Here is a 22,397-nt window from a genome sequence, read left to right as displayed (position 1 = left end):
TGACGACGGAAGGAAACCCGTGTCGGAGACGACCTATGTGGCGGCGGCGGTCCAGTTCGAGCCAGTGTTGTTCGACAAGCAGCGCAACATCACCCGGCTCGTCGAACTGGTCGAAGAGGCCGCGGTCGGAGGGGCGAAGCTCATCACCACACCGGAGATGGGTATCTCCGGCTACTGCTTCTTCGGTACCGCCGAGGCCGAGACCATGGCCGAGCCGGTGCCAGGGCCCAGCACCGAGATCTTCGCCGAGCTCGCCGCAATCCACGACTGCCACATCGTGATCGGCATGCCGGAACGCGATCTGGAGACCGGTCTGCTGTACAACTCGGCAGTCCTCATCGGGCCGCAGGGGATCATCGGCACCCACCGAAAGACGCACGGCTACATCGCCGAACCCAAATGGGCGGCCCCCGGCGACCTCGGACACCAGGTCTTCGACACACCGCTGGGCCGGATCGCGCTGCTGATCTGCATGGACATCCACTTCGTCGAGACCGCCAGAGTGGTGGCGCTCGGCGGTGCCGACGTGATCTGCCACATCAGCAACTGGCTGGCCGAGCGCACCCCTGCGCCGTACTGGATCAGCCGGGCCTTCGAGAACTCCTGCTACCTGATCGAAAGCAACCGGTGGGGCTTGGAACGCGGTGTGCAGTTCAGCGGCGGATCATGCATCATCGCACCGGATTCAGGGGTCTTGGCCTCCTGCGACAGCGGTGACGGTGTGGTCACCGCAGAGATCAACCTCGCAGCGGTGCAAGCCGCCAGGGCGACGGGGGCGTCCGGACTTTCGGGACGCCGGCCTCAGTTGTACCGCGATCTGCACATCAACAGCTACCTGTGGAATCCCCGGGATTTCTTCACCCTCTACGGCAATGCCCCGATGCCGCCCGGCCGGGCCTCGGTGCTCGCAGTGGCCCAGCACGACAGCACCTCCGACGCAACGGCGAACATCGCGCAGATCCGCGCGACCTTCGTCGAGGCGGTCGGTGACGGCGCGGACCTGGTTGTATTTCCCGAGCTCAGTGTCTCGGGTCCGCCCAGCGCCTCGGCCGACTACGCGGAAAGCATTGATACCGAGGGCATTCTGCAGCCTCTACTGGATGCCGCGGCCGGTTGCAACGGCTACCTGGTGGTCGGAATGGCTGAGCGCGGTGCAGCCGGGATGTCTCCCTACAACAGCGCGGTGCTCATCGGGCCGGAAGGGATCGTCGCGGTCCACCGCAAGATCCACCTCAGTGACGACGACGACATGTACTTCGCTGCCGGCGATTCCTGGACCCACGCCGACATCCGGGTGGGTCGGGTGGCGTTGCTGCACGGCGACGATGTTCTGCGCCCCGAGTCGGGTCGGGTGGCGGCCCTTCGGGGTTGCGACGTGATCGCGGTGCCCGCGCGTATCGCCGCAACCTTGCACCACGGTCACCCCGGCACGACGGTACCGCTCAACTATCCGATTCCCCGCGCCGCCAGCCACCTGCACTGGCATCACATGCGGGTGCGGGCGGGGGAGAACAACGTGTATCTGGCGTATGCCAATCCGCCTGAGTTCGGTGGCCGCAGTGGGGTCTTCGGGCCCGACACCTTTGAGTTCCCGCGTCGTGAGCGAGTGGCGGGGCCCGCCGCCGAGGTGCTGCTGGCACCCATCGACACCAGCGACGGCCCCGGTCCGTACCCGGCGAATGTCGTCCGCCGCAAGGACTTGGTGAGCATGCGTTTGCCGCATCATTACCGCGCCCTATCCGCGCCGGACCGGCCCACAACCGCCGACGCCGCAACCGACGCCGCTCTGGCCAGCATCCGCTGACCGAACCGAGGAAAGGATCCACCACACGATGGAAGAAATCACACGCAGTGACGGCTACACCGCGCCGCCGCCCTATGCCCAGTTACGGATCAAAGCGGTGCAGTCACTACTGGTGGAAAAGGGCATCATCGACCCCGACTCCTTCAACGAAGTGGTCGACATCTACGAGAACCGCATCGGTCCCAAGGACGGCGCCGCGGTGATCGCCCGGGCGTGGGTGGAACCGGAATTCAAGGCAAAGCTGCTGAGTGACGGCACCTCCACTCTTGCCGAACTCGGCATGACAGGCTTCGAGGGAGCGCACGTCATCTTCGTCGAGAACACCGACGAAGTGCACAACGTGGTGGTGTGCACGCTGTGCTCGTGTTATCCCTGGGCCGTGCTGGGACTGCCGCCGGCTTGGTACAAAGCGCCTCAATACCGGTCCCGGGTGGTCTTCGAGCCACGGGTGGTGCTGGGCGAGTTCGGAACGACACTGCCAGACAACATCGAGATCCGGGTGTGGGATAGCACCGCCGAGATTCGCTACATCGTCATCCCACAACGACCCTCCGGGACAGAGGAATTCACCATCGAACAACTCGCCGAGCTGGTGAGCCGAGACGCGATGATCGGCACCAAACTGGCCTCGACCCCCGAAGGAGTCGCGGCATGAACGGAATTCACGACGTCGGCGGCAAAGACGGCATGGGCACCGTCAAGACCGAGGACGAGGAAGTCGTGTTCCACGGCGACTGGGAGAAGGACATCTTCTCGGTCATCGGAATGTACTTCGCCTCCGGGCTGTGCCCGCTGGATGAGTTCCGGCACTCCATCGAGATCATGGACCCCGCCGAGTACCTCGGCACCCCCTACTACGTGCACTGGCTACGAGCTGCGGAGAACCTCGGCTTCGCCAACGGGTTGTTCACCGAAGAAGAGCTGGCTGAGCGGATCGCCGAGATCGAAGCAAAGGAAATCGCCTGACATGCAAAAACTAGCGCCTACCGAGGTGTTCGGTGCAATTCGAACCCCCGGCGACTTCACCCGGCCCGTCACCGTCGCACCCCGCTTCTCCGCGGGTGACACGGTGGTGGTCCGCAACCACAATCCGATCGGGCACACCCGCCTGCCCGGCTACGCCAAGGGGCACGTCGGCATCGTCGACCGCCATCAAGGGTTCTTCATCTATCCCGACACCATGGCGCATGGCCTCGGCGAAAACCCGGAACACCTTTACTCCATCAAGTTCAGCAGCAGCGAACTGTTCGGTGACCGCGGCACCCCCAACTCGTGGATCTACATCGACCTGTGGGACAGCTACCTCGACCCGGCGCAGGCGTCGTGAACGCGCTTCTGGCGATCGACGAGGACCCTGAGGTCGCCTTCGAAGAGCCCTGGCAGGTCGAGGCGTTCGCGATCGTGGTGGCCTTGACCCGCCAGCAGCTGTTCACCTGGACCGAATGGGTCGACGAGTTCTCCGCCGAGATCAACGGTGCGCCGCGGCGCAACGACGAGACAGTCACCGAGTCCTACTACCGGCAGTGGCTGACCACAGTCAGCCGGATGATCGACCGCCATGTGGGGCTGTCCGGGGACATGGTCGACGAACGGCATGAACAGTGGCGTCTGGCTTATCTGGGCACCCCGCACGGCCAGCCCATCGAATTGACCAACCACATTCGGGTGCAACCCAACTGCCCCACACCGGCACATGATCACGACCATGATCATCCGATGACCCCGCTGGCGGAGATCCGAGACCGGATCAAGCCCATCGCGGTGTACGGCGGACGTTCCGCCGCGTCGGCCTGAGCGCCAATCACCTGACACACCCACGGTGGGTCCCGGCCGGTGATGACTACCGGCCCGGATCCGTCGCGCCCAATAACGTTCCTAGACAGTCGCCGAACAGCTGGCCGGCGCACTGAGCCGGACGGCCTCGTCACCTTCGGAAATGGCCGGTAACGCTCCAGCATGATCGGATTCTTCAGCACTGCAACGGCTTCCCCGTATCACACCTCGGAAAGGTAAACACCATGGAAAACACGAAGGCACGCGGCGCCACCGCACTGGACCTCAGCGCGGTCAAGGCGGTGGCCTGGTTGTCACTCACCGTATTCTTCGCGCTGCTGGCGCTCTACTTCGTCGGCATGGACCAGGGAGCCACGTCGGTGTTCGGCAGCAACACCTACGTGCACGAATTCGTCCACGACGCACGCCATCTGCTCGGCTTTCCGTGCCACTGAGCCACCGACGAATCAGTTGAACATGGAGAAGCACATCATCGGACGCGGTCTGTTGGCCGGCGTCGCCGGCGCGGTACCAGCGTTCGTATTTGCACGATTCCGCCTCGAGCCGGTCATCGAACGAGCGATCGCATACGAGGAAGGAGTCAGCGCGGCGCACGAGTCGGCGCATGGCGGTCATTCCCATGGGGAGGGTGTGGAACTGTTCACCCGCGCCGCGCAGGCCAATGTCGGGATGGGCTTCGGGGTGCTGGGGTTCTCCGTCGCGATGGGCGCACTGCTGGCCGTTGTCTTCTGCATGGCCTACGGCAGGGTCGGCGACATCTCGGCGCGCACACTGTCGGTGTCGTTGGCGGGGGCGTTGTTGTTGTCGCTGTGGGTTGTTCCGGCGCTGAAGTATCCGCCCAACCCACCGGCGGTCAGCCTGGACGGCACCCTTCAACAGCGCACGTTGTTGTACCTGTTGATGGTCGCGCTGTCAGTGGTGGCACTGACCGCGGCTACACAGGTCGGACGTCGGCTCTCGTCGAAGCTGGGCACCTGGAACGCGGCTCTGGCAGCCGGGGCGAGCTATGTCGCCGCGATGGCAGTGGTCATGCTCGTCCTGCCCTCGATCGACGAGACTCCCGGTCCGATCCTCGGCGCTGACGGCTCCATTGTCTTCGGCGGCTTCCCGGCCGACGATCTCTACGAGTTCCGGCTGTTCTCACTGGGCACCCAGTTGGTCATGTGGGTGACCATCGGCCTGGTGTTCGCCGCGTCGGTCTCCAGATTGCTGGGGCAGCGACGAAAGCAGACGATCGTCGTCTAGCCACATGCTGTAGGTGTCGCCAGCCAAGGCGAGCCAGCCCCCGGCGGCGTGCTAGTCATCAACGACGGTCAGGTCACGCGCCAGATCGTCAGCGGGCAGTGGTGCGGCGCCGGCAGGGGGAAAGACCCCTGGCCCATACGGAACGGCGGCGGCTCACATTGCAACGACAGCGTTCTTGCCGCCGTCAACGGTGAGGACGGCGCCCTGGATGTAGGAAGCACCTGGCGAGACGAGGAATCGGATGGCCTCGGCCACCTCCTCGGGGCGGCCCCCGCGGCCCGCAGGCACGCTCGCGAGGTATCCCTGGTACATGTCGCGCATGTGCTCGTTGATCGGAGTGAGGATGTAGCCAGGATCGACCGAGTTGACCCGCACACCCCGGGGCCCATATTCCGCGGTCCACGACTTCGTCAACATGCTGAGGGCCGCCTTCGCAGCCTGGAAGGCACTCGTCCCGGCGGCGGCCATGGTGGTGCTGAGACTGCCGACGTTGACGATGGCTCCTCGTCCGCGCTCGGCCATGGCGGGCGCGAATGCTCCGGTCAGGACGTACGGCGCTTTGACGTTGAGGTTGAACACCGTGTCGAACATTTCATCGGTCGTGTCCTCGGTTCGCGCGAACCCGCCGCCGCCGGCGTTGTTGACCAGCACGTCCAAGGTGCCGCCGTTGATCGCCTTGCGCGTCTCGGCAACCAAATCGTGTGCCGCCGCAGGGTCGTTGAGGTCGGCAACGAGGTCCACCGCGCGCCCGCCGGCCGACTCGATCAGCTTCCGAGTCTCAGCGGCCCGGTCCCTATCTCGGCCACAGACCACGATCGAGTAGCCATCGTCGGACAACCGCAGGGCGGTCTCCCGTCCGATTCCGCTTGTGGAACCGGTGACCATGGCCCAAGAACCATGCGGCACAGAACTGTCCGACGTCACGACTTGACTCATGTAACAGTCCTTCCTGTGAGAGACGTGATGTGCGCCCGCCATTGGCCGAGCGCCGCAGCAGGCGCTCAGCCTGCTATTACCCGACGGGGTCGAGATAGAATCGGGCCCAGCTGATTTGGCCGTTACGGGTTGTGACGATCACGGGGCCCGCGAACGTTACCGGAGTACCGGCCGTGTTGACGCCGGTGATCTGCCATTCCGACCAGATCTCAGCCCCGTTCACGGCGGTGCGCAGTATTTCGGCGGTCAGATGCGGCGCGGTGGTGAATATCGCCGTCCAATTGGCATGGACTCGCTCGGCACCGATGAAGCTCCGCTCGGGATGATGGGGCAATTCGGCCCGGAAGTCGGCGGTGAAGCAGTCCGCCACCCGCGTTGGGTCACCAGAATTGATCGCCTCGCGAAGACGGTCGAGAACGAGTGGGTCGGAAGCGGTATGGGCAGGCATCTCGGTTTCTTCCGTGGTTTCCGGTGGCGGTGGGGACGAGATGGGCGCCACGGTCCCACAGGCGGCCAGCGCGACGCCCAGGATGCCCACCGCGACAGCCGTCAGCAGCCCTCGCGGCCACCTCTCACCACGAACCATTCCGACCACCTCTACTACTACTACTGCCGCCGTCCTCGCGGTGTTCCCCGCGGGCCGCAGTGTCGTATCTCGGCGGTTTACCTGAGTTCCGAGGCGCGGGGTTCAACGCCGGGTTGGCGATCGTGCTGAGGTCGGTGTTCGCGCCGCAGATGATCACGGCTACGCACCCGTCCTGGGCGGGTTGGTAAGCCCCGGAGGTGAGGGCGGCATAAGCCGCCGCTGCGCCGTACTCGGCCGGGATCCTGAACGACTGCCACAGTTCGTTTCGCGCATCAACGATTGCCTCATCCGACACCAGCACCGACCGTGGGGGAGCGGAAGCGGCTCGTGTGAAAGCGATATCGCCAACTCGTCGTGCGCCGAGGGAGTCCGCGGCGACCCCCGACACCTCGACGTCCACCGGTGCACCCGCCGCCAGAGCGGCGTGCATCGTCGGGATGGCCTGCGGCTCAACGGCAACAAGTTCTGCTCGCCCGTCAGCTGCAGCGGACAACCCGCTGAACAGGCCGCCTCCGCCGACGGCGACCACGATGGTCGTCACGTCGGGAGCGGCCTCGAAGATCTCCTCGGCAATGGTCCCCGCTCCGGCGCAGATCTCTACCTGGTCGTAGGCGTGGCAGAACAGGGCGCCGGACGTTGCCTCGTAGTCGCGGGCAGCGTCGTACGCCTCGGCGTATTCCGAACCGATCTGCCGTACTTCAGCGCCGTATTCAGTCAAGCGGTCGACTTTCACCTGCGGCGCAGTCACCGGAACGAAGACCGTCGCCTTGACGCCCAGTCGTTGGGCCACATAAGCATGTGCCAATCCGGCGTTCCCTCCCGAGGCGACCACGATGCCCGTCTCCGGATCGAGTTCACCGCGCTCCCGGGCGGCGAGTTGACGGTTGAATGCGCCACGCGTCTTGAACACCCCCGCGTGTTGCATGAACTCACACTTGAGCAACAAGCGAATGCCGGCGGCCTCCGCCCTGAGTAGCGGCGTGTGACGCACATAGCCCTCGATTCGCCGTCGGGCTTCCAGCACGTCATCGCGCCGGACATCGGTACTTGGTGGAGGAATGCTCACCAGGAAAGGATCCTTCAGTCGAAAGATTTGTGTCGACGCGAACCGCCGGTGGTCCTCAAACGGTGAAGCCGCCGTCGACGTTGAGGTGTGCGCCGGTGATGTAGCCGGACTCCGGGCCGGCCAAGAAGCTCACGAGGGCGGCGACGTCGCCGGTGTGCCCGTAGCGACCTAGCGCGGTGATCTGCTTGAGGCTCTCGGCGAAGTCGCCTTTGTCAGGATTCATGTTGGTATCGACAGGCCCCGGCTGCACGTTGTTGACAGTGATGCCGCTCGGGCCGAGTTCGCGGGCCAGTCCACGGGTGAACGAGGACACCGCACCCTTGGTCATCGCGTACACCGACACCCCGGGCCCGGGTACCCGGTCGGCGTTGCTGCTGCCGATGTTGATGATCCGCGCACCCTCACTGAGGTGCTTGATCGCGCTGCGGGTCGTCCAGAACATGCCACCGATGTTGATGGCCACCATGCGGTCGAACTGCTCGGGCGGGTAGTCGCCGATCACATCGAAGTGGGCGACAGCGGCGTTGTTCACCACCACGTCCAAGCCGCCGAGTTCGGCGACGGCCCGATCGACCGCGCTCGCATTCTGGGACGGATCAGCGGCGTCGGCCTGGATGGCCACGACTTTGGCGCCGTTGGCGGTCACCTCGGCGACCAGCTTCTCGGCATTGGTTCCCGAGGCCGAATAGGTGAACGCCACCGCGGCGCCGTCCGCGGTCAGTCGCCGGACGATCTCCGCGCCGATTCCGCGTGAGCCTCCGGTGACCAGTGCCCGCCGTCCGGTCAGGGGTGCTGTGCTCATCGCGATGGCCTCCTCATAATTACGAACCGTTGTGTTGCTTAGTACGCTGAGGTCAAGCGCTCGGGCGGCGGCGGCATTCCCGGTGTGACCGGCATCACATGAGAGGCGGGTCGGCGATGACAGTCGGTAGACCACGCGAGTTCGACCCCGAGCACGTCGAGGACGTGGCGATGAAATTGTTCTGGGACCGCGGCTTCGACGGGGTCTCGATCTCGGACGTGACGTCCGCGACCGGGGTCAACCGTCGCAGTATCTACGTCGAGTTCGGGTCGAAGGAGAATCTGTTTGACCGCGCCTTGCGGCGCTACCTCGCCGGCCCCAGCGCGTACACGACCGATGCACTGACCCGGCCGACGGCCCGCGAGGTCGCCGAGGCGATGGTGCATGGTGCGGCCGACACGGTCAGCGGCGAGGTCAACGGCTGCCTCACCGTCGGTGAGGCGCCGGGACTAGCCGAGTTCCGCAATGCGGCGGTGCACCGACTCGCCGAACGCTTCGACGACGCGGTCGCCGACGGCGAATTGTCTGGCGTCGACACTCTGCTGCTGGCCCGCTGGATCGCCGCCGTGTGCCAGGGGATCGCCATTCAAGCCCGCAGCGGCGCAAGCCGGGCAGATCTGCATGCCGTCGCGGAACTGGCGTTGGCGGGTTGGTCGAGCGCAGCATCTGCGGGGGTGAACTCCCGGCCGCGCTCGAGGGCCGAGTGATCGACTGCCCCGGACGTCGAGGGGCGACTTCTACCGGGACGCCGAACCACGCGACATCGACTTCCAGCCGGAGCTGATCAGCGTGGTCAGGTCGTCCACCCACGCTGCGTCCAGGGGGGCGTCGTGTCGCACGATGATGCGGAAGATCGCGCTGCCGACAACGACTTCGGCAAGCAGGGGCAGGTCGCCTTCGCTAGAGGGCGGGTCGCCGGATAGGTCGGGCTGCTGGTCGATTCTGGTCCGGAAGGTAGCGAGACTTTCGGCGAAGCGAGAGGTCATTCTGCTGTGTACATCCGGATCGGCGACGGTATCGGCGATCAACGCCGGTAGCGCGACCCGGACCTCCGGGCGGTCGAACATGGTGCGCGTCGCCTCGACCAGCGCCCGGATGTCGCCCTCCACGTCTCCAGAAGCACTCGGCATGGCCATGACTTCGGCCGGCAGTATCGCTTCGTGCACGAGTTGCGCCTTGCCCGACCAGCGCCGGTAGATGGCGGCGGTCGTGGTTCCGGCGCGAGCCGCGATCGCAGACAGCGACAGCGCGGGATAGCCCGTCTCGAGCAATAGATCCCGGGTCGCGTCGATGATCGCGGCATCGATCTTGCTGTCGCGCGGCCGTCCCGCAGACGACCGGGTCGATCCCTTGTCATCTTCGGGTCGATCTGTTCTCATGATTCCAATATAACCCGCATCGTATCGTTATTGGAGAGTCGTGTTCCTGAGCCCGCTCGACGAGTACCCGATCCACCAGGCGCCCGTGCCCATCAGCGCCCCCGCCACCTCGGACCGCAATTTCTACGACCGTTCGTACTTCAATGTCCTCGACCGCGAGGGCCGTTTCATGGCGCTGACCGGAATCGGTTACTACCCCCGGCTCGGGGTCAAGGACGCCTACGTCGTCATCCGGCGTGGAGACACTCAGACGGCCGTCCGGTTCAGTGACGCGATCGACGGCGACCGTCTCCAGCAGCACGTCAACGGGTACCGGCTCGACGTCGTCGAGCCCTTGCAGGAACTGCATCTCACCGTCTCCGAAACCGAGGGCATCGCGGTCGATCTCCGGTGGCGCGGCTTGTTCCCGGCCGCCCTGGAACATCCGCATCAGATGCACTCCGAGCGACGAGTGACGTTGCAGGCATGCCGTTTTGCCCAGCTCGGCACGTGGGAGGGCTGGATCGACATCGACGGCGACCGCCTGAACGTCGACCCGACCACCTCGGTGGCCAGCCGCGACAGGTCCTGGGGCATTCGGCCCATCGGGGAGCCGGAGCCCGTCGGTCGACCGGACACCGCTTTCGGCGGAATGTGGTGGCTGTATCTACCGCTGGCATTCGACGACTACCAGATCTTCCTGATCATCCAGGAGGACCCGGATGGCCATCGCAGCCTCTACGACTGCACCCGACGTTGGCCAGACGGCAGGGTCGAACAGCTCGACGGCGTGCGCGCAACGATTCATTACACGCCCGGCACCCGGATCCCCCACGGTGCGCACATCGAGATGCTCACGCGCTCTGGAAGCCGACTGCAGCTCGACGTCGAGTCGAAGCTCTTCGCGCCCATCGCCTTTGGCTCCGGTTACGGCGGGGACTCCTCCTGGGCGCATGGCACCTGGAAGGGCGGGCCATTCGTGGAACGCGTCTCCTACGACATGACAGACCCCGAGGTCCTCGCGCGAGCCCCCTTCAGTTTGATCGACCATGTCGGTCGGGCCGTCTGCACCGAGTCCGACGGCAGCACGCAGGAGGGCGCGGGACTGTTTGAGCATGCCGTCATCGGCCCGCACCACCCGTCGGGGTTCACCGACTGGACCGACGTCCTGGCAGAGGCGACGCCGTGAAGGTCATGACAGCCTTGTTCGGCCCGACGGATGCGGTCGAACGCGCGGCGCTTCTGCGTGAAGCCGGAGCCTCGGGGGTGTTCACCTTCGAGGGTCCGCGGGAGGTCTTCACCCCCCTGGTCCTAGCGTCGACGGTCAAGGGCCTGGACGTGATGACCAACGTGGCCATTGCGTTGCCCCGCAACCCGATACATCTGGCCCACCAGGCAAACGACCTCCAGGAGATCTCCGAGGGACGTTTCATCCTCGGCCTCGGCACCCAGGTGCGCGCGCAGATCGAGAAGCGCTACGGCGCCGAATTCGACCGTCCCGTTGCGCGAATCCAGGAGATGGTCGGCGCGCTACGGGCGATCTTCGCCGCCTGGAACGACGGCGAACGACTCGACTTCCGCGGTGAATTCTTCCGGCACACACTGATGACACCGACGTTCAATCCCGGGCCGAACCCGTTCGGGCCACCGCCGATCTATCTCGGCGCGCTGGGCCCGCGAATGACCCGGGCGACAGCCGAAGTGGCCGACGGCCTGCTGGTGATGCCGTTCGGGACGAAGCGGTTCCTGCACGAGAAGACCATGCCGGCCGTTCTCGAGGGATTGGCGGCCGCCGGACGAGACGCCGACGAGTTCGCGGTGGTACCCGAGATCATCGTGTCGGTTGGTGAGGATCACACCTCGACGCGGATGCTCCTCGCGTTCTACGGCTCCACGCCCGCCTACCGGCCGGTGCTGGATGCCCACGGGTGGGGCGACCTGCAACCGGAACTGAACGCCATGTCCAAGCAGGGGCGATGGCGGGAGATGGCCACGCTGATCGATGACGAGGTACTGCACACGATCGCCGCCTGCGGCACTCCTGCCGAGGTAGCCGCCCACATCCGAGACCGCGTGGGCGCCGTTTCGGATCGAATCTGTCTCTATCAACCCGGGCCTATCGCTGTGGAAGCGCTGGCCGAGATCATCGACGCATTGGGATGACGAATGGACACCACAACGATCGAGTTCGCCGAGATCGTCGACGACCGGTTCGGCGGAAAGGCTCTGGGGTTGGCCGAACTGACGCGCCTCGGACTCTCCGTTCCAACGGGTTTCGTCATCGCGCAGGCCACCCGGCGCCCCCTTCCGGACGCGGTGACAGACCGCTTCACCCAGATTCAGGGGCCGGTAGCCGTCAGGTCCTCGGCCACCGGAGAAGACGGAGCGGAGCAGTCGTTCGCCGGACAATACGACACCGTGCTCGGTGTCGATTCCACTGATGGCTTCGCCGTGGCGGTCCGCCGGTGCGTCGACTCCGTCGGGTCCGAACGAGCCTCCTCCTACGCCGGCCAGGATGCCGGCACAGGGGCGGCCACCATGCACGTGGTCGTCCAACAGATGGTCGATGCGCGCGCTGCCGGGGTGGTCTTCACGGCAGACCCGGCCACCGGCCGCCGGGATCTCATGGTGATCGATGCCATCGCCGGGCTGGGCGAAGCGCTCGTCGACGGATCTGCCATCTCCGACCATCTCGTGCTGACGCCAGACGGCACCCAGGCGGTGCGCGAGGTCGGTGACGTCCCCGTCCTGTCTGACGTCGATGTCACCCAGATTCGCGCCGGCGCGTTGCGCGCCTCTGAACACTGGGGCAGGCCAATGGATCTGGAATGGGCGATCGACGAAGCCGGGCGGCTGTGGTGGCTTCAGGCCCGGCCGATCACCACGCTGCCCGGAGACCTCAACGAGATGGACACCCCGGTGGCCGGCCCGAGGCACGTCTACACGCGATGCAACATCGGCGAGATGATGCCGGGGGCCTTCTGCCCCCTGACCGCATCGGTGTCGGGATATGCGATCGACTACGCGATGCAGATGACCCAGGTGATAGCGCGGGCGCAGGAACGCTATGACAAGCCGTGGCTTCAAGTGGGCTACTTCTACGGACACATGTTCTTGAACATGACCGAGGGAACGGCACTGAGCTCAGGCATCCTCGGGAACTCGTTGGAGCAGTTTTCCATGTCGATCTGTGGTCGCGTGATCGACGAACTCGAGGCCAAACCGCCAAAACCGTTTGTCCCCAAACTCATCAACACGGTTCGGCTCACGTCCTATTCGCTGTTCGCCGGGCCGGCGATCCGGCGGCTCGGCGATCAGATCTCCGCGTTCCCCATCCCCACCAGCCACGACGCCAAACGTGTTCTGCAGCAGCTGGAGGCAGGCGTCGAGCTGTACTGCCACGTCACGCTGGTCCACGTCCGGTCCTCGTCACGCGCTGCGGTGGGCGCGAATGTCCTCGAGAGCTATATGGTGCGCAATGCCGTGAAGAACGGGCGCGATGAGAACGAGGGCCAGGCTGAGGCCGCCCGGCTCATGGCGGGCGCTGCCGACGTCGAGAGCGCCGTGATGGTCGACGAACTGCATGCGGTGGTGCGGGAGATCGCCGCCGACGACACTGCGGCCGAACGGTTCCTCGCCGAGGCGCCACCCGAGGCACTGATCCGTCTACGGAACTCGGACAGCGCCGGCGCTGCGGCGTTGCGGCAGTTCCTGACTCGACACGGGCACCGCGGTTACCGAGAACTGTGCATGCGTGACCCCGCGTGGGCCGAGGACGCCGAGGGGCTCGGGTCGATGATGCAGGTCATGGTGCAGGCGGCCCGCGATTCCGCCGGCGAGACTCCAACGCGCAAACGCGTCGAAACATCCGGGTCGCGGACGGTCAGGCTGCTTGCGCGCCTGGCGCAGGGCGGCGCCCGCGGACGCGAGGAGACCAAGTCCAAGATGGCGCTCATGGCACACCGCCTCAAGCTCGGATACCGCCATCTGGGCGAGGTGCTGGCCGACTCCGGACGCCTTCCCGATGCTGACCTGGTCTACTTCTTCGATCGCACAGAATTGCCCCGGGTGGTCGGCGACGCTGATATCTCGGACCTCGTGCAGCGTGCCCTGCAGCGCCGCAATGCGTTGGCGTTCCAACAATCACTGGAGTTCGAGGACGTCTCGGTCGGCCGGCCCGCACCCATCCTGGCTCGGCCGTCGGGCAGCGTAACCGACGACCAGATCTCGGGACGACCGGCAAGCCGTGGTATCGCGGAGGGCACTGTGCGCGTGGCGAAGTCGATCCAGGATGCGCGGGACGTGGAGCGTGGGGAGATTCTCGTCGCACCTGTCACTGATGTGGGCTGGACGCCGTACTTCACCGTGATCGCCGCACTGGTCACCGACATCGGGAGCTCGGTATCGCACGGCGCGGTGGTCGCGCGGGAGTACGGACTTCCATGCGTCGTCAACACACTGGTGGCCACCCAGGTGCTCAAGACTGGCGATCGCGTCAGGGTGGACGGCGACCGAGGGCTGATCACCCGACTCGCATCCGGCTGACCCGCGGGGGTCAAAACGTCTCGTCGCTGAGTCACCGCATTCGCCCGTAAGCTCGCGGCGTGACCGTCGAGCCCCGTCCCGAACTGCCTCGCGATGCCGAGCGAACCCGGGCCGACCTCCTCGCCGTTGCCACTGAAGTGTTCGCGGAGTCGGGTTACTCGGGCGCGCGGGTCGACGAGATCGCCGAACGCACCCGCACCACCAAGCGGATGATCTATTACTACTTCGGCGGCAAAGAGGGTCTGTACATGGCCGTGCTCGAGCACGCCTACCGGGGAATCCGCGAAGCCGAACAGCGCCTGCAGGTGGACCACGTCGATCCGGTTGTCGCCATGCGCAGGGTGGCCGAACTGACCTTCGATCACCACCTCGACCACCAGGCCTTCATTCGCCTGGTGGCGATCGAGAACATTCATCGGGGTGAGCACATCCGCCGCCTCGACACCCTCCGCAGCCTGGCACAACCCGCGACCACACTGTTGGACGAGATCCTGGCCCGGGGACGTGACCAGGGCGTCTTCCGCGCCGACGTGGAAGCGCTCGACGTGCACCTCGTCATCAGTTCCTACTGCGTCTTCCAGGTGGCGAATAAGTACACCTTCGGGTTCCTGTTCGACGTGGACCTCACCGAGGCGTCTCAGCGGGCGCATCTGCGCCGCATGATCGGTGACGTCGTCGTCGGGTGGCTCACGGCCACCTGACGGGCGACCCAGCTCACATCGCACTCTTGACGAGACATAGCCCACACTGTTCTACTGGTTGAACGTACTAGTTCGTACATTAGGCAGGACGGTGAAGTATGCCTCCCCACCCCTATCTGGTCGGTCTTGTCGGTCAGGGCGTCGGTCCGTCCCTGACACCGGCGCTGCACATGGCCGAGGGTCGGGCCCATGGCCTCGACTACGTCTACCGGACCATCGATCTCAACGCGGTCGGCCTCACCGCTGATCGGATCGGGGAGGTTCTGACCTGGGCGCGCGCCCTCGGCTTCGACGCACTCAACGTCACCCATCCGTGCAAACGGTTGGTCATTCCGCACCTGGATGTACTCGACGGGGACGCGGCCGCGCTCGGCGCGGTGAACACCGTGGTCTTCGAACGGCGGGCGGGAGCGGAGCGACCGGGGAATGGACCAGACCACCGCACGGTGGGCTACAACACCGACGCACCCGGCTTCCGCAGGGGGTTCGCCGAAGGTCTGCCCGGCGCCGCCACCTCGAATGTGGTGCTGCTGGGAGCCGGGGGCGCGGGTGCCGCGGTAGGGCATGCGCTACTCGAGCTGGGCACCGAGCACCTCACCATCGTCGACCTTGACGTCGAGCGTGCCACGATCCTTGCCGGGGAGCTCGCCGGCCGGCATCGCGACGCGCACGTCGACGCGTCAGCCTTCGACAAGCTGTCGATCCTGTTGCCGCACAGCGACGGTGTCGTGCACTGCACCCCCACCGGCATGGCCGACCACCCGGGTATGCCGTTCGACGCAGCGCTTCTGCACCCGCGGCTATGGGTGGCCGACATCGTCTACCGGCCGTTGAACACCGCGCTGCTCACCGCCGCACGCGCGGCCGGATGTCGAACACTCGACGGCGGTTACATGGCGGTGCACCAGGCGACCACCGCCTTCGAACTCATCACCGACATCACTCCGGACGCCGACCGCATGTCACGACATTTCCGCAGTCTCGCAGGTTGATTCACCAACGCCCATCCCACTTCAACGAGGAATGTAGGAGAAACCCCATGAGTGTCAGCAATGGCAACCCGTCCGACGGTGCACCTTCGGGCGCACCGGAACGGACGCCGAAGAAAGCCGCCCTGGCCAGCTTCATGGGCAGCGCCGTCGAATACTACGACTTCTTCGTATTCGGTTTCGTTGCCGCCCTCGTCTTTCCGAAGGTCTTCTTTCCCGAGGGTGACGAGACAGTCGCGCTCGCCCAGTCATTCGCAACCCTCGGAGTCGCCTACATCGCCCGGCCTATCGGCGCCTTCGTGATCGGGCACTTCGGCGATCGGATAGGGCGCCGGAACGTGTTGATGTTCACCCTGATCCTCATGGGCGTATCGACGTTCGCGATCGGTTGCCTGCCGACGTACGAGTCGGTCGGGGTGCTCGCTCCGATACTGCTGGTGACCTGTCGGCTGCTGCAGGGCTTCTCCGCTGCGGGCGAGCAGGCCGGCGCGAGTTCGCTCACGTTGGAGCACTCTCCCGACCACCAGCGGGCCTTCTTCACCTCCTGGACGCTGACCGGAACCCAGGGCGGCCTGATCCTGGCATCGCTGGTCGTCATCCCGATCGTGGCGCTGCCCGACGAGGACCTGTACTCGTGGGGCTGGCGGGTTCCGTTCTGGCTCAGCGCCTTCGTCGTCGTGGTCGCGTACTTCATCCGTCGTCGGCTGCACGAGACTCCGGAGTTCGAGGAGGCCAAGTCCGCGGGCACCATCGCCCGCATGCCGTTGATGCCCCTGATGCGCAACCACTGGCGCGACGTCATCCGCGTGATCTTCTGCGCCTTCATCGCCGCCGTGTCGACGGTGTTCGCCAACCTGGCCATCGCCTACGGCAAGAAGATGGGCCTGGATTCCGACGTGACACTGTGGCTGGTCGTGATCGCGAACATCGTGGCACTGGGCACGCAACCGGTGTTCGGCAAGCTCGCCGACCGCATCGGCCGCAAGCCCGTGTTCATCTACGGGGCACTGTCCTCGGCAGTGCTCATGCCGTTCTACCTGCTGTCGATGAGCGGCGACAACGTCGTGCTGATGTTCGCGCTGGCGATCGCCACCTTCTCGTTCGGGTACGCCGCCGCCAACGCCGTGTGGCCGTCGTTCTACGGCGAGATGTTCTCCACCCAGGTGCGATTCTCCGGACTCGCCATCGGCACCCAATTAGGCTTCCTGTTAGCCGGTTTCGCTCCGGCGATCGTCACTGCCCTCGGTGGGGTGGAGGAAGGCGGCTGGGTGGTCATCAGCATCTTCACCGGGGTCGTCTGCCTGATCGCCACGGGTGCCGCGCTGACGGCGAAGGAGACCAAGGACGTGCCGACCGCGCTGCTGGGCGGCAAGACTCCCGGCTCCGCTCGGGAACTCGTCGACCACTGAAAACACCTGGAGTCATCAACGTGCAGAACCTCACGGCGACGATCGACGCCAATCCCGACAGCGCCATCGCGAGCCAGCAGGCGATCAACGCGGAGATCGCGGCGATCACGTCTACCTATGAGCGGTCGGGGGTCGAGGAGACGCAGCCACGGCTCGACTACGCGCCCTACCGCAGCAGCCTGCTGCGCCACCCGACCAAGGACCTGCACCACGCCGACCCGGAGGGTGTCGAACTGTGGGCGCCGTGCTTCTCCGACCGCGACGTCAACCCGCTCGAAGCCGACCTCACGATCCAGCACGGCGGTGAACCCATCGGCGAGCGGATGGTGGTGACAGGTCGGGTGGTGGACGGCGAAGGACGGCCCGTGCGGCGCCAACTCGTCGAGATCTGGCAGGCCAACGCCGGCGGGCGCTACATCCACAAGCGCGATCAGCACCCATCCGCAATCGACCCGAACTTCACGGGAGTCGGCCGCTGCCTCACCGACGACGACGGCATCTACCGGTTCACCACGATCAAGCCGGGGCCCTATCCGTGGAAGAACCACCGCAACGCCTGGCGGCCTGCGCACATCCACTTCTCGCTGTTCGGAACGGAGTTCACGCAACGGATGATCACCCAGATGTACTTCCCGGGCGATCCGCTGTTCGCCCTCGATCCGATCTTCCAGGCGATCACCGACCAGAAGGCTCGCGACCGGCTGGTGGCCACTTACGACCACGACGTCACCACCCATGAGTGGGCCACCGGATACCGGTGGGACATCGTGCTCACCGGTGCCACGCGCACTCCGATCGAGAACCCCGACGACGGAGGCGACCACCGATGACGCTCCTGACCGCGACGCCGGGCCAGACCATCGGGCCGTTCTTCGGTTACGCGCTGCCGTTCGACGGGTGCAGTGCACTGGTCCCGCCCGGCTCGCCGAACGCCGTCCAGCTGTCGGGCATCGTCGCCGACGGTGACGGCCGGCCCGTCCCCGACGCACTGATCGAGATCTGGCAGGCCGACGCCGATGGCACGGTCCCTACGTCCCCGGGCTCTCTTCGCCGGGACGGCTTCACCTTCACCGGATGGGGCCGGGCCAGCACCGGTGACGACGGGCGGTACAGCTTTTCCACCGTGATCCCCGGCCCGTGTCAGCCCGGGGCCGCGCCGTTCATCGCGGTCGCGGTGTTCGCGCGAGGATTGCTCAACCGGGTGTTCACCCGCGCCTACGTACCGGGCGACCGGCTCTCCGACGACCCGCTGCTGGCGTCGCTTCCCCCCGAACGGCGCGACACCCTGATTGCGGCCCGAGACGCCGGTGGGCTGCGCTTCGACATCCAATTGCAAGACGCGCCAGGCAAACCCGAGACCGTCTTCCTGCGCTACCCGGGGCACCAACGATGACCGACCTGTTCTGGCCCGGAGACCACCTCGCGGGTGACCTGATGAGCGATCACGCCTTCCTCATCGCCATGGTGGCAGTGGAGCAGGCATGGCTCGACGGGCTGGTGGACTCGGGCATAGCCCCGAATGAGGCCCGAGTCGATCTCACGAGTCTCCTCGCCGAGAACGACACCGTCACGATCGCCCGCCGCGCAGACGTCGACGGCAACCCCGCCAGCGCCCTCGTCGCGCTACTGCGGGAGCGGTCGGACGCGACGACGGCCCGCTGGCTGCACCGTGGCTTGACGAGTCAGGACGTCCTCGACACAGCACTGATCATCTGCATTCGAGACGTGTTGATCAGGATCACCGACGAGTGCGCTGTTCAGGTCCGTGCACTGGCCGGACTAGCCGAAAAATTCCGGGCCACACCGGCGCTCGCGCGGACGCTGACCCAGGCGGCGCTGCCCAGCACCCTTGGCGTCAAGGTCGCCCGCTGGCTCAACGGCGTGCTGGACGCCGCCGAACCGCTGGCCGGGTTGCTGTCCTCGCTGCCCGTGCAGGTCGGCGGCGCAGCGGGGACGCTTGCCGCTTCCACCGAACTGGCGGGGTCGGTAGACGGCGCCATCGCCCTGAGCGATTCGCTCGCCGACGTACTGCGCCTGGCCCCCTCGCTGCCCTGGCACACCACGCGTTCGGACATCACCCGGATCGGAGACGCGCTGGTGACCTGTTGCGACGCCTGGGGGCACATCGCCGCGGACGTGGCGACCGGCAGTCGCCCTGAAGTCGGCGAATTCGCCGAGGGACGTGGCGGTGGCTCGTCGACCATGCCGCACAAGCACAATCCGGTCCGCTCGGTCTTGATCCGACGGGCCGCCCTCACCGCGGGACCGCTCAGCGCCACCCTGCACGCCGCGTCGGCCGGGAGCGTCGACGAGCGCTCCGACGGCGCCTGGCACGCGGAGTGGGCAACCCTGCGGACGCTGGCGCGCCACACAGCCGTCGCCGCTGTACACACCTCCGAACTCGTCTCGGGGCTGCTCGTCGACGAGAGCCGCGCCGCCGCCAACCTGGCCGCCGCCGAAGGACTGCTCTCCGAACAGCGCGCCATGACCGAGTTGACCGGTCAGCCAATGCGTTCCGAATACACGGGCGCCGCGAACCGGTTGGTCGACTCGACGCTGAGTCGGGCCCGAAGCTTCACCAAGGAGCTATCGTGACCGTTCCCACCCTCGCATCCGTCGACTTCGGTGGACCTGACACAGGGCCCCTGATTCTGCTCGGTCCGTCGCTGGGTACCTCGGCGGCCACCCTGTGGGGCGGCGTCGCACAGGCGTTGACCGCGCATGCCCACGTCGTCGGGTGGGATCTTCCCGGACACGGACGAAGCGTTCCTGCCGAACCGTTCACCATCGGCGACCTCGCCGCCGCGGTGCTGGCACTGGCCGACCAACTCGGCGCCGAGAAGTTCCACTACGCGGGTGATTCCGTCGGCGGCTGCGTGGGTTTGCAGCTGGCCCTCGACGTTCCGCATCGGCTGGCCACAGCTACGCTGCTGTGCACCGGCGCGGTGATCGGGTCTCCGGACGGATGGTGCGAGCGTGCCGCCACCGTGCGCGCCGACGGCATCGCCCCGATGGTTGCGGTGGCGCCCCAACGCTGGTTTGCGCCTGGCTTCACCGAGCGTCACCCGGGCGTCGCTGCAATGCTGGTGGACAGTCTTTACCACACGGATCCGGAGTCCTATGCGCTCACATGTGAGGCGCTGGCCGTATTCGATGTCGTCGAGCGATTGCCCGAGATCACCACGCCCGTGCTCGCCGTCGCCGGCCGCGACGACGTGCCCACCCCCCCGGAGTCGCTGCACCGCATTGCATCCGGCGTCCGGGACGGCGAGTGCGTCGTGTTGGACGGAGTCGGCCACCTCGCACCGGCGGAGGCGCCCGACCGGGTCGCGGCTCTGGTCGCAAAGCACGCCGGATTTCAGCATCGACCCGCCAGCGGGACCGTGGATGACCGGTATCGCGCGGGCATGGCGGTGCGGCGCGAGGTGCTCGGCGATGCCCACGTCGACCGGGCCGTGGCCGCCACCACCGACCTCACCGCCGACTTCCAACGCATGATCACCGAGTACGCGTGGGGCGGCATCTGGACCCGCCCCGGGCTGGACCGCCGCAGTCGCTCGATGATCACGCTGACCGCACTGATCGCGCGCGGGCACCATGAAGAATTCGCCATGCACCTGCGCGCTGCGCGCCGCAACAACGTGAGCGACGACGAGATCAAGGAGTTGATCATGCAGACCGCCATCTACTGCGGCGTCCCCGACGCCAACACCGCATTCCGGATCGCCTCAGAGGTGCTGGCCGACGCCGACCCGGAGGGCGGTAGACGATGACCATGATCACGGCCGACGCGCAGCAGGCGGTCGCCGGAATCAGTGACGGCGCAACGGTTCTGGTCGGAGGGTTCGGTATGGCCGGCATGCCGACGGTACTCATCGACGCGTTGATAGCCCAGGGCGCGACGGACTTGACCATCGTCAGCAACAACGCCGGTAACGGCGACACCGGGCTGGCCGCGCTCCTGGCCGCCGGGCGGGTCAGCCGGATCATCTGCTCGTTCCCGCGGCAGAGCGACTCCTATGTGTTCGACGGGCTGTACCGCGCGGGCAAGATCGACCTCGAAGTGGTTCCCCAGGGCAATCTCGCCGAGCGAATGCGAGCCGCGGGTGCGGGAATCGGGGCGTTCTTCTGCCCGACCGGGTTCGGCACCGATCTGGCAGCGGGCCGGGAAACGCGGACGATCGACGGTCGCGACTACGTCCTGGAGTACCCGATCCATGGCGACGTGGCGCTGATCGGGGCCCACCGGAGCGACCGGATGGGCAATCTCGTCTACCGTAAGACGGCACGGAACTTCGGACCGGTCATGGCGACGGCCGCCGACCTGACCATCGTCGAGGTATCGGCCGTCGTCGAGACGGGGGACATCGACCCGGAAGTGGTAGTCACACCGTCGATCTATGTCGACCGGGTGCTGGATCTCAGCGGCGCCTCAGCCGCAGTGGCGGAGGCGTCGTGACCATCGCACTCACCGTCTCTCGAACTGTCGAGCACCTCGACCGCGGACCGCTTGGCCGCGACGAAATGGCCAAGACCGTCGCCGCCGACATCCCGCACGGGTCGTTCGTCAACCTGGGTATCGGACAGCCCACGAAGGTCTCGGACTACCTGGACCCCTGCAGCGGAATCGTCCTGCACACCGAGAACGGCATGTTGGGCATGGGACCCGAGGCCGTCGGCGAGGAGATCGACCCCGATCTGACCAATGCGGGCAAGGTCCCGGTCACCGAATTGCCCGGGGCGGCCTATTTCCACCACGCCGACTCGTTCGCGATGATGCGCGGGGGACACCTCGACGTGTGCGTCCTGGGCGCCTTTCAGGTCTCCGAGCGCGGCGACCTCGCGAACTGGCATACCGGGGCGCCCGGGGCGATTCCGGCTGTTGGTGGTGCCATGGATCTCGCCATCGGTGCCAAGGACGTTTTCGTGATGATGACGTTGTTCGCCAAGGACGGGAGCCCGAAACTGGTGCCTGAGTGCACTTATCCTCTGACTGGGCTGGCCTGTGTCAGCCGGGTGTACACGGATTTGGGCACCTTCGCCGTCGGGCCCGACGGTATCCGCGTGATCGTCACCTACGGCGTGTCCGTCGCCGATCTCGAGAGCCGACTCAGCTCGCCGTTGAGACGGGTCGAGGACCAGCACGCGAAAGAAGGCTGAAA

The 22,397-nt window shown here is 66.1% G+C and carries 25 protein-coding genes; 20 read left to right on the top strand and 5 right to left on the bottom strand.

Features of this window, described 5'->3' with window-relative positions; genetic code table 11:
* The first annotated feature begins 19 nt into the window (after positions 1 to 19).
* From I7X18_RS28465 to I7X18_RS28435, 7 genes are all read left to right on the top strand, one after another.
* Entirely contained in the window at positions 20 to 1,804 is a 1,785-nt protein-coding gene (locus tag I7X18_RS28465; protein ID WP_193045450.1) for a nitrilase-related carbon-nitrogen hydrolase, read from the top strand.
* Positions 1,805 to 1,832: 28 nt separating this feature from the next.
* A complete protein-coding gene (gene nthA, locus I7X18_RS28460) occupies positions 1,833 to 2,459 on the top strand; it encodes a nitrile hydratase subunit alpha (protein WP_193045451.1) in 627 nt (208 codons plus the stop codon).
* On the top strand, positions 2,456 to 2,770 hold the full coding sequence (locus I7X18_RS29910; RefSeq protein WP_193045452.1) for an SH3-like domain-containing protein: 315 nt from the start codon (positions 2,456 to 2,458) through the stop codon (positions 2,768 to 2,770). Before nthA ends, I7X18_RS29910 begins: the two co-directional genes overlap by 4 nt.
* Before the next feature lies 1 nt (position 2,771).
* A complete protein-coding gene (locus tag I7X18_RS29905) occupies positions 2,772 to 3,131 on the top strand; it encodes an SH3-like domain-containing protein (RefSeq protein WP_193045453.1) in 360 nt (119 codons plus the stop codon).
* Positions 3,128 to 3,598 carry a nitrile hydratase accessory protein gene (locus I7X18_RS28445; RefSeq protein WP_193045454.1) on the top strand — a complete coding sequence of 157 codons (471 nt, stop codon included), beginning with the start codon at positions 3,128 to 3,130 and terminating at the stop codon, positions 3,596 to 3,598. Before I7X18_RS29905 ends, I7X18_RS28445 begins: the two co-directional genes overlap by 4 nt.
* A gap of 224 nt (positions 3,599 to 3,822) precedes the next feature.
* Positions 3,823 to 4,032 (top strand): CbtB domain-containing protein, encoded by a 210-nt coding sequence (locus I7X18_RS28440; protein ID WP_193045455.1) that lies wholly within the window; start codon positions 3,823 to 3,825, stop codon positions 4,030 to 4,032.
* 22 nt (positions 4,033 to 4,054) lie between these two features.
* Positions 4,055 to 4,843 (top strand): CbtA family protein, encoded by a 789-nt coding sequence (locus tag I7X18_RS28435; RefSeq protein WP_193045456.1) that lies wholly within the window; start codon positions 4,055 to 4,057, stop codon positions 4,841 to 4,843.
* A 153-nt stretch (positions 4,844 to 4,996) separates the two neighbouring features.
* On the opposite strand, the gene I7X18_RS28430 is transcribed toward I7X18_RS28435, so the two are convergent.
* The 4 genes from I7X18_RS28430 to I7X18_RS28415 all read right to left on the bottom strand — a co-directional run bounded on the left by I7X18_RS28430 (position 4,997) and on the right by I7X18_RS28415 (position 8,233).
* The gene (locus I7X18_RS28430) at positions 4,997 to 5,779 is read right to left on the bottom strand and encodes an SDR family NAD(P)-dependent oxidoreductase (RefSeq protein ID WP_193045457.1); all 783 of its coding nucleotides are present in this window, start codon (positions 5,777 to 5,779) and stop codon (positions 4,997 to 4,999) included.
* A gap of 76 nt (positions 5,780 to 5,855) precedes the next feature.
* Entirely contained in the window at positions 5,856 to 6,317 is a 462-nt protein-coding gene (locus tag I7X18_RS28425; RefSeq protein ID WP_193045458.1) for a nuclear transport factor 2 family protein, read from the bottom strand.
* 34 nt (positions 6,318 to 6,351) lie between these two features.
* Positions 6,352 to 7,431: a threonine/serine dehydratase gene (locus I7X18_RS28420; protein ID WP_232375358.1), complete on the bottom strand. Its 1,080-nt coding sequence runs from the start codon at positions 7,429 to 7,431 to the stop codon at positions 6,352 to 6,354.
* A 55-nt stretch (positions 7,432 to 7,486) separates the two neighbouring features.
* Positions 7,487 to 8,233, bottom strand: coding sequence for an SDR family NAD(P)-dependent oxidoreductase (locus I7X18_RS28415; protein ID WP_193045459.1), 747 nt, complete (start codon positions 8,231 to 8,233; stop codon positions 7,487 to 7,489).
* Positions 8,234 to 8,349: 116 nt separating this feature from the next.
* Here I7X18_RS28415 and I7X18_RS28410 point away from each other — a divergent pair, with 116 nt between their 5' ends.
* Positions 8,350 to 8,940: a TetR/AcrR family transcriptional regulator gene (locus I7X18_RS28410; protein ID WP_193045460.1), complete on the top strand. Its 591-nt coding sequence runs from the start codon at positions 8,350 to 8,352 to the stop codon at positions 8,938 to 8,940.
* Between the two features lie 30 nt (positions 8,941 to 8,970).
* On the opposite strand, the gene I7X18_RS28405 is transcribed toward I7X18_RS28410, so the two are convergent.
* Positions 8,971 to 9,612: a TetR-like C-terminal domain-containing protein gene (locus I7X18_RS28405; RefSeq protein WP_193045461.1), complete on the bottom strand. Its 642-nt coding sequence runs from the start codon at positions 9,610 to 9,612 to the stop codon at positions 8,971 to 8,973.
* 40 nt (positions 9,613 to 9,652) lie between these two features.
* Here I7X18_RS28405 and I7X18_RS28400 point away from each other — a divergent pair, with 40 nt between their 5' ends.
* From I7X18_RS28400 to I7X18_RS28345, 12 genes are all read left to right on the top strand, one after another.
* A complete protein-coding gene (locus I7X18_RS28400; protein ID WP_193045462.1) occupies positions 9,653 to 10,780 on the top strand; it encodes an Rv3169 family protein in 1,128 nt (375 codons plus the stop codon).
* The gene (locus I7X18_RS28395) at positions 10,777 to 11,754 is read left to right on the top strand and encodes a TIGR03617 family F420-dependent LLM class oxidoreductase (RefSeq protein WP_193045463.1); all 978 of its coding nucleotides are present in this window, start codon (positions 10,777 to 10,779) and stop codon (positions 11,752 to 11,754) included. Before I7X18_RS28400 ends, I7X18_RS28395 begins: the two co-directional genes overlap by 4 nt.
* A gap of 3 nt (positions 11,755 to 11,757) precedes the next feature.
* A complete protein-coding gene (locus I7X18_RS28390) occupies positions 11,758 to 14,136 on the top strand; it encodes a PEP/pyruvate-binding domain-containing protein (protein WP_193045464.1) in 2,379 nt (792 codons plus the stop codon).
* Positions 14,137 to 14,195: 59 nt separating this feature from the next.
* Positions 14,196 to 14,837, top strand: coding sequence for a TetR/AcrR family transcriptional regulator (locus tag I7X18_RS28385; RefSeq protein ID WP_193045465.1), 642 nt, complete (start codon positions 14,196 to 14,198; stop codon positions 14,835 to 14,837).
* Between the two features lie 98 nt (positions 14,838 to 14,935).
* The gene (locus tag I7X18_RS28380) at positions 14,936 to 15,829 is read left to right on the top strand and encodes a shikimate dehydrogenase (RefSeq protein WP_193045466.1); all 894 of its coding nucleotides are present in this window, start codon (positions 14,936 to 14,938) and stop codon (positions 15,827 to 15,829) included.
* A 47-nt stretch (positions 15,830 to 15,876) separates the two neighbouring features.
* Positions 15,877 to 17,235, top strand: a complete 1,359-nt coding sequence (locus I7X18_RS28375; protein ID WP_193045467.1) for an MFS transporter — start codon at positions 15,877 to 15,879, stop codon at positions 17,233 to 17,235.
* A gap of 20 nt (positions 17,236 to 17,255) precedes the next feature.
* Positions 17,256 to 18,065, top strand: a complete 810-nt coding sequence (pcaH, locus tag I7X18_RS28370) for a protocatechuate 3,4-dioxygenase subunit beta (protein WP_193045468.1) — start codon at positions 17,256 to 17,258, stop codon at positions 18,063 to 18,065.
* The gene (gene pcaG, locus I7X18_RS28365) at positions 18,062 to 18,628 is read left to right on the top strand and encodes a protocatechuate 3,4-dioxygenase subunit alpha (RefSeq protein ID WP_193045469.1); all 567 of its coding nucleotides are present in this window, start codon (positions 18,062 to 18,064) and stop codon (positions 18,626 to 18,628) included. The genes pcaH and pcaG overlap by 4 nt, the downstream gene beginning before the upstream one ends.
* Positions 18,625 to 19,830: a lyase family protein gene (locus I7X18_RS28360; RefSeq protein WP_193045470.1), complete on the top strand. Its 1,206-nt coding sequence runs from the start codon at positions 18,625 to 18,627 to the stop codon at positions 19,828 to 19,830. Before pcaG ends, I7X18_RS28360 begins: the two co-directional genes overlap by 4 nt.
* Positions 19,827 to 21,008: a bifunctional 3-oxoadipate enol-lactonase/4-carboxymuconolactone decarboxylase PcaDC gene (pcaDC, locus tag I7X18_RS28355; RefSeq protein ID WP_193045471.1), complete on the top strand. Its 1,182-nt coding sequence runs from the start codon at positions 19,827 to 19,829 to the stop codon at positions 21,006 to 21,008. The genes I7X18_RS28360 and pcaDC overlap by 4 nt, the downstream gene beginning before the upstream one ends.
* Positions 21,005 to 21,694, top strand: a complete 690-nt coding sequence (locus I7X18_RS28350) for a 3-oxoacid CoA-transferase subunit A (RefSeq protein ID WP_193045472.1) — start codon at positions 21,005 to 21,007, stop codon at positions 21,692 to 21,694. The genes pcaDC and I7X18_RS28350 overlap by 4 nt, the downstream gene beginning before the upstream one ends.
* 65 nt (positions 21,695 to 21,759) lie before the next feature.
* Positions 21,760 to 22,395, top strand: a complete 636-nt coding sequence (locus tag I7X18_RS28345) for a 3-oxoacid CoA-transferase subunit B (RefSeq protein WP_193045890.1) — start codon at positions 21,760 to 21,762, stop codon at positions 22,393 to 22,395.
* Positions 22,396 to 22,397 lie beyond the last annotated feature (2 nt).

Source organism: Mycolicibacterium baixiangningiae, assembly GCF_016313185.1.
GTDB classification, from domain to species: Bacteria; Actinomycetota; Actinomycetes; order Mycobacteriales; family Mycobacteriaceae; genus Mycobacterium; species Mycobacterium baixiangningiae.
This window is presented reverse-complemented; position numbering and strand designations above follow the sequence as displayed.

What these genes read in the sequence shown, in the direction of transcription:
- I7X18_RS28360 (WP_193045470.1), top strand. Translation starts at nt 18,625, where the DNA reads ATGACCGACCTGTTCTGGCCCGGAGACCACCTCGCGGGTGACCTGATG.
- I7X18_RS28440 (WP_193045455.1), top strand. Translation starts at nt 3,823, where the DNA reads ATGGAAAACACGAAGGCACGCGGCGCCACCGCACTGGACCTCAGCGCG.
- I7X18_RS28435 (WP_193045456.1), top strand. Translation starts at nt 4,055, where the DNA reads ATGGAGAAGCACATCATCGGACGCGGTCTGTTGGCCGGCGTCGCCGGC.
- I7X18_RS29910 (WP_193045452.1), top strand. Translation starts at nt 2,456, where the DNA reads ATGAACGGAATTCACGACGTCGGCGGCAAAGACGGCATGGGCACCGTC.
- I7X18_RS28390 (WP_193045464.1), top strand. Translation starts at nt 11,758, where the DNA reads ATGGACACCACAACGATCGAGTTCGCCGAGATCGTCGACGACCGGTTC.
- pcaG (WP_193045469.1), top strand. Translation starts at nt 18,062, where the DNA reads ATGACGCTCCTGACCGCGACGCCGGGCCAGACCATCGGGCCGTTCTTC.
- I7X18_RS28380 (WP_193045466.1), top strand. Translation starts at nt 14,936, where the DNA reads ATGCCTCCCCACCCCTATCTGGTCGGTCTTGTCGGTCAGGGCGTCGGT.
- I7X18_RS28405 (WP_193045461.1), bottom strand. Translation starts at nt 9,612, where the DNA reads ATGAGAACAGATCGACCCGAAGATGACAAGGGATCGACCCGGTCGTCT.
- I7X18_RS28350 (WP_193045472.1), top strand. Translation starts at nt 21,005, where the DNA reads ATGACCATGATCACGGCCGACGCGCAGCAGGCGGTCGCCGGAATCAGT.
- I7X18_RS29905 (WP_193045453.1), top strand. Translation starts at nt 2,772, where the DNA reads ATGCAAAAACTAGCGCCTACCGAGGTGTTCGGTGCAATTCGAACCCCC.
- I7X18_RS28375 (WP_193045467.1), top strand. Translation starts at nt 15,877, where the DNA reads ATGAGTGTCAGCAATGGCAACCCGTCCGACGGTGCACCTTCGGGCGCA.
- I7X18_RS28410 (WP_193045460.1), top strand. Translation starts at nt 8,350, where the DNA reads ATGACAGTCGGTAGACCACGCGAGTTCGACCCCGAGCACGTCGAGGAC.
- I7X18_RS28430 (WP_193045457.1), bottom strand. Translation starts at nt 5,779, where the DNA reads ATGAGTCAAGTCGTGACGTCGGACAGTTCTGTGCCGCATGGTTCTTGG.
- I7X18_RS28415 (WP_193045459.1), bottom strand. Translation starts at nt 8,233, where the DNA reads ATGAGCACAGCACCCCTGACCGGACGGCGGGCACTGGTCACCGGAGGC.
- I7X18_RS28345 (WP_193045890.1), top strand. Translation starts at nt 21,760, where the DNA reads ATGGCCAAGACCGTCGCCGCCGACATCCCGCACGGGTCGTTCGTCAAC.
- nthA (WP_193045451.1), top strand. Translation starts at nt 1,833, where the DNA reads ATGGAAGAAATCACACGCAGTGACGGCTACACCGCGCCGCCGCCCTAT.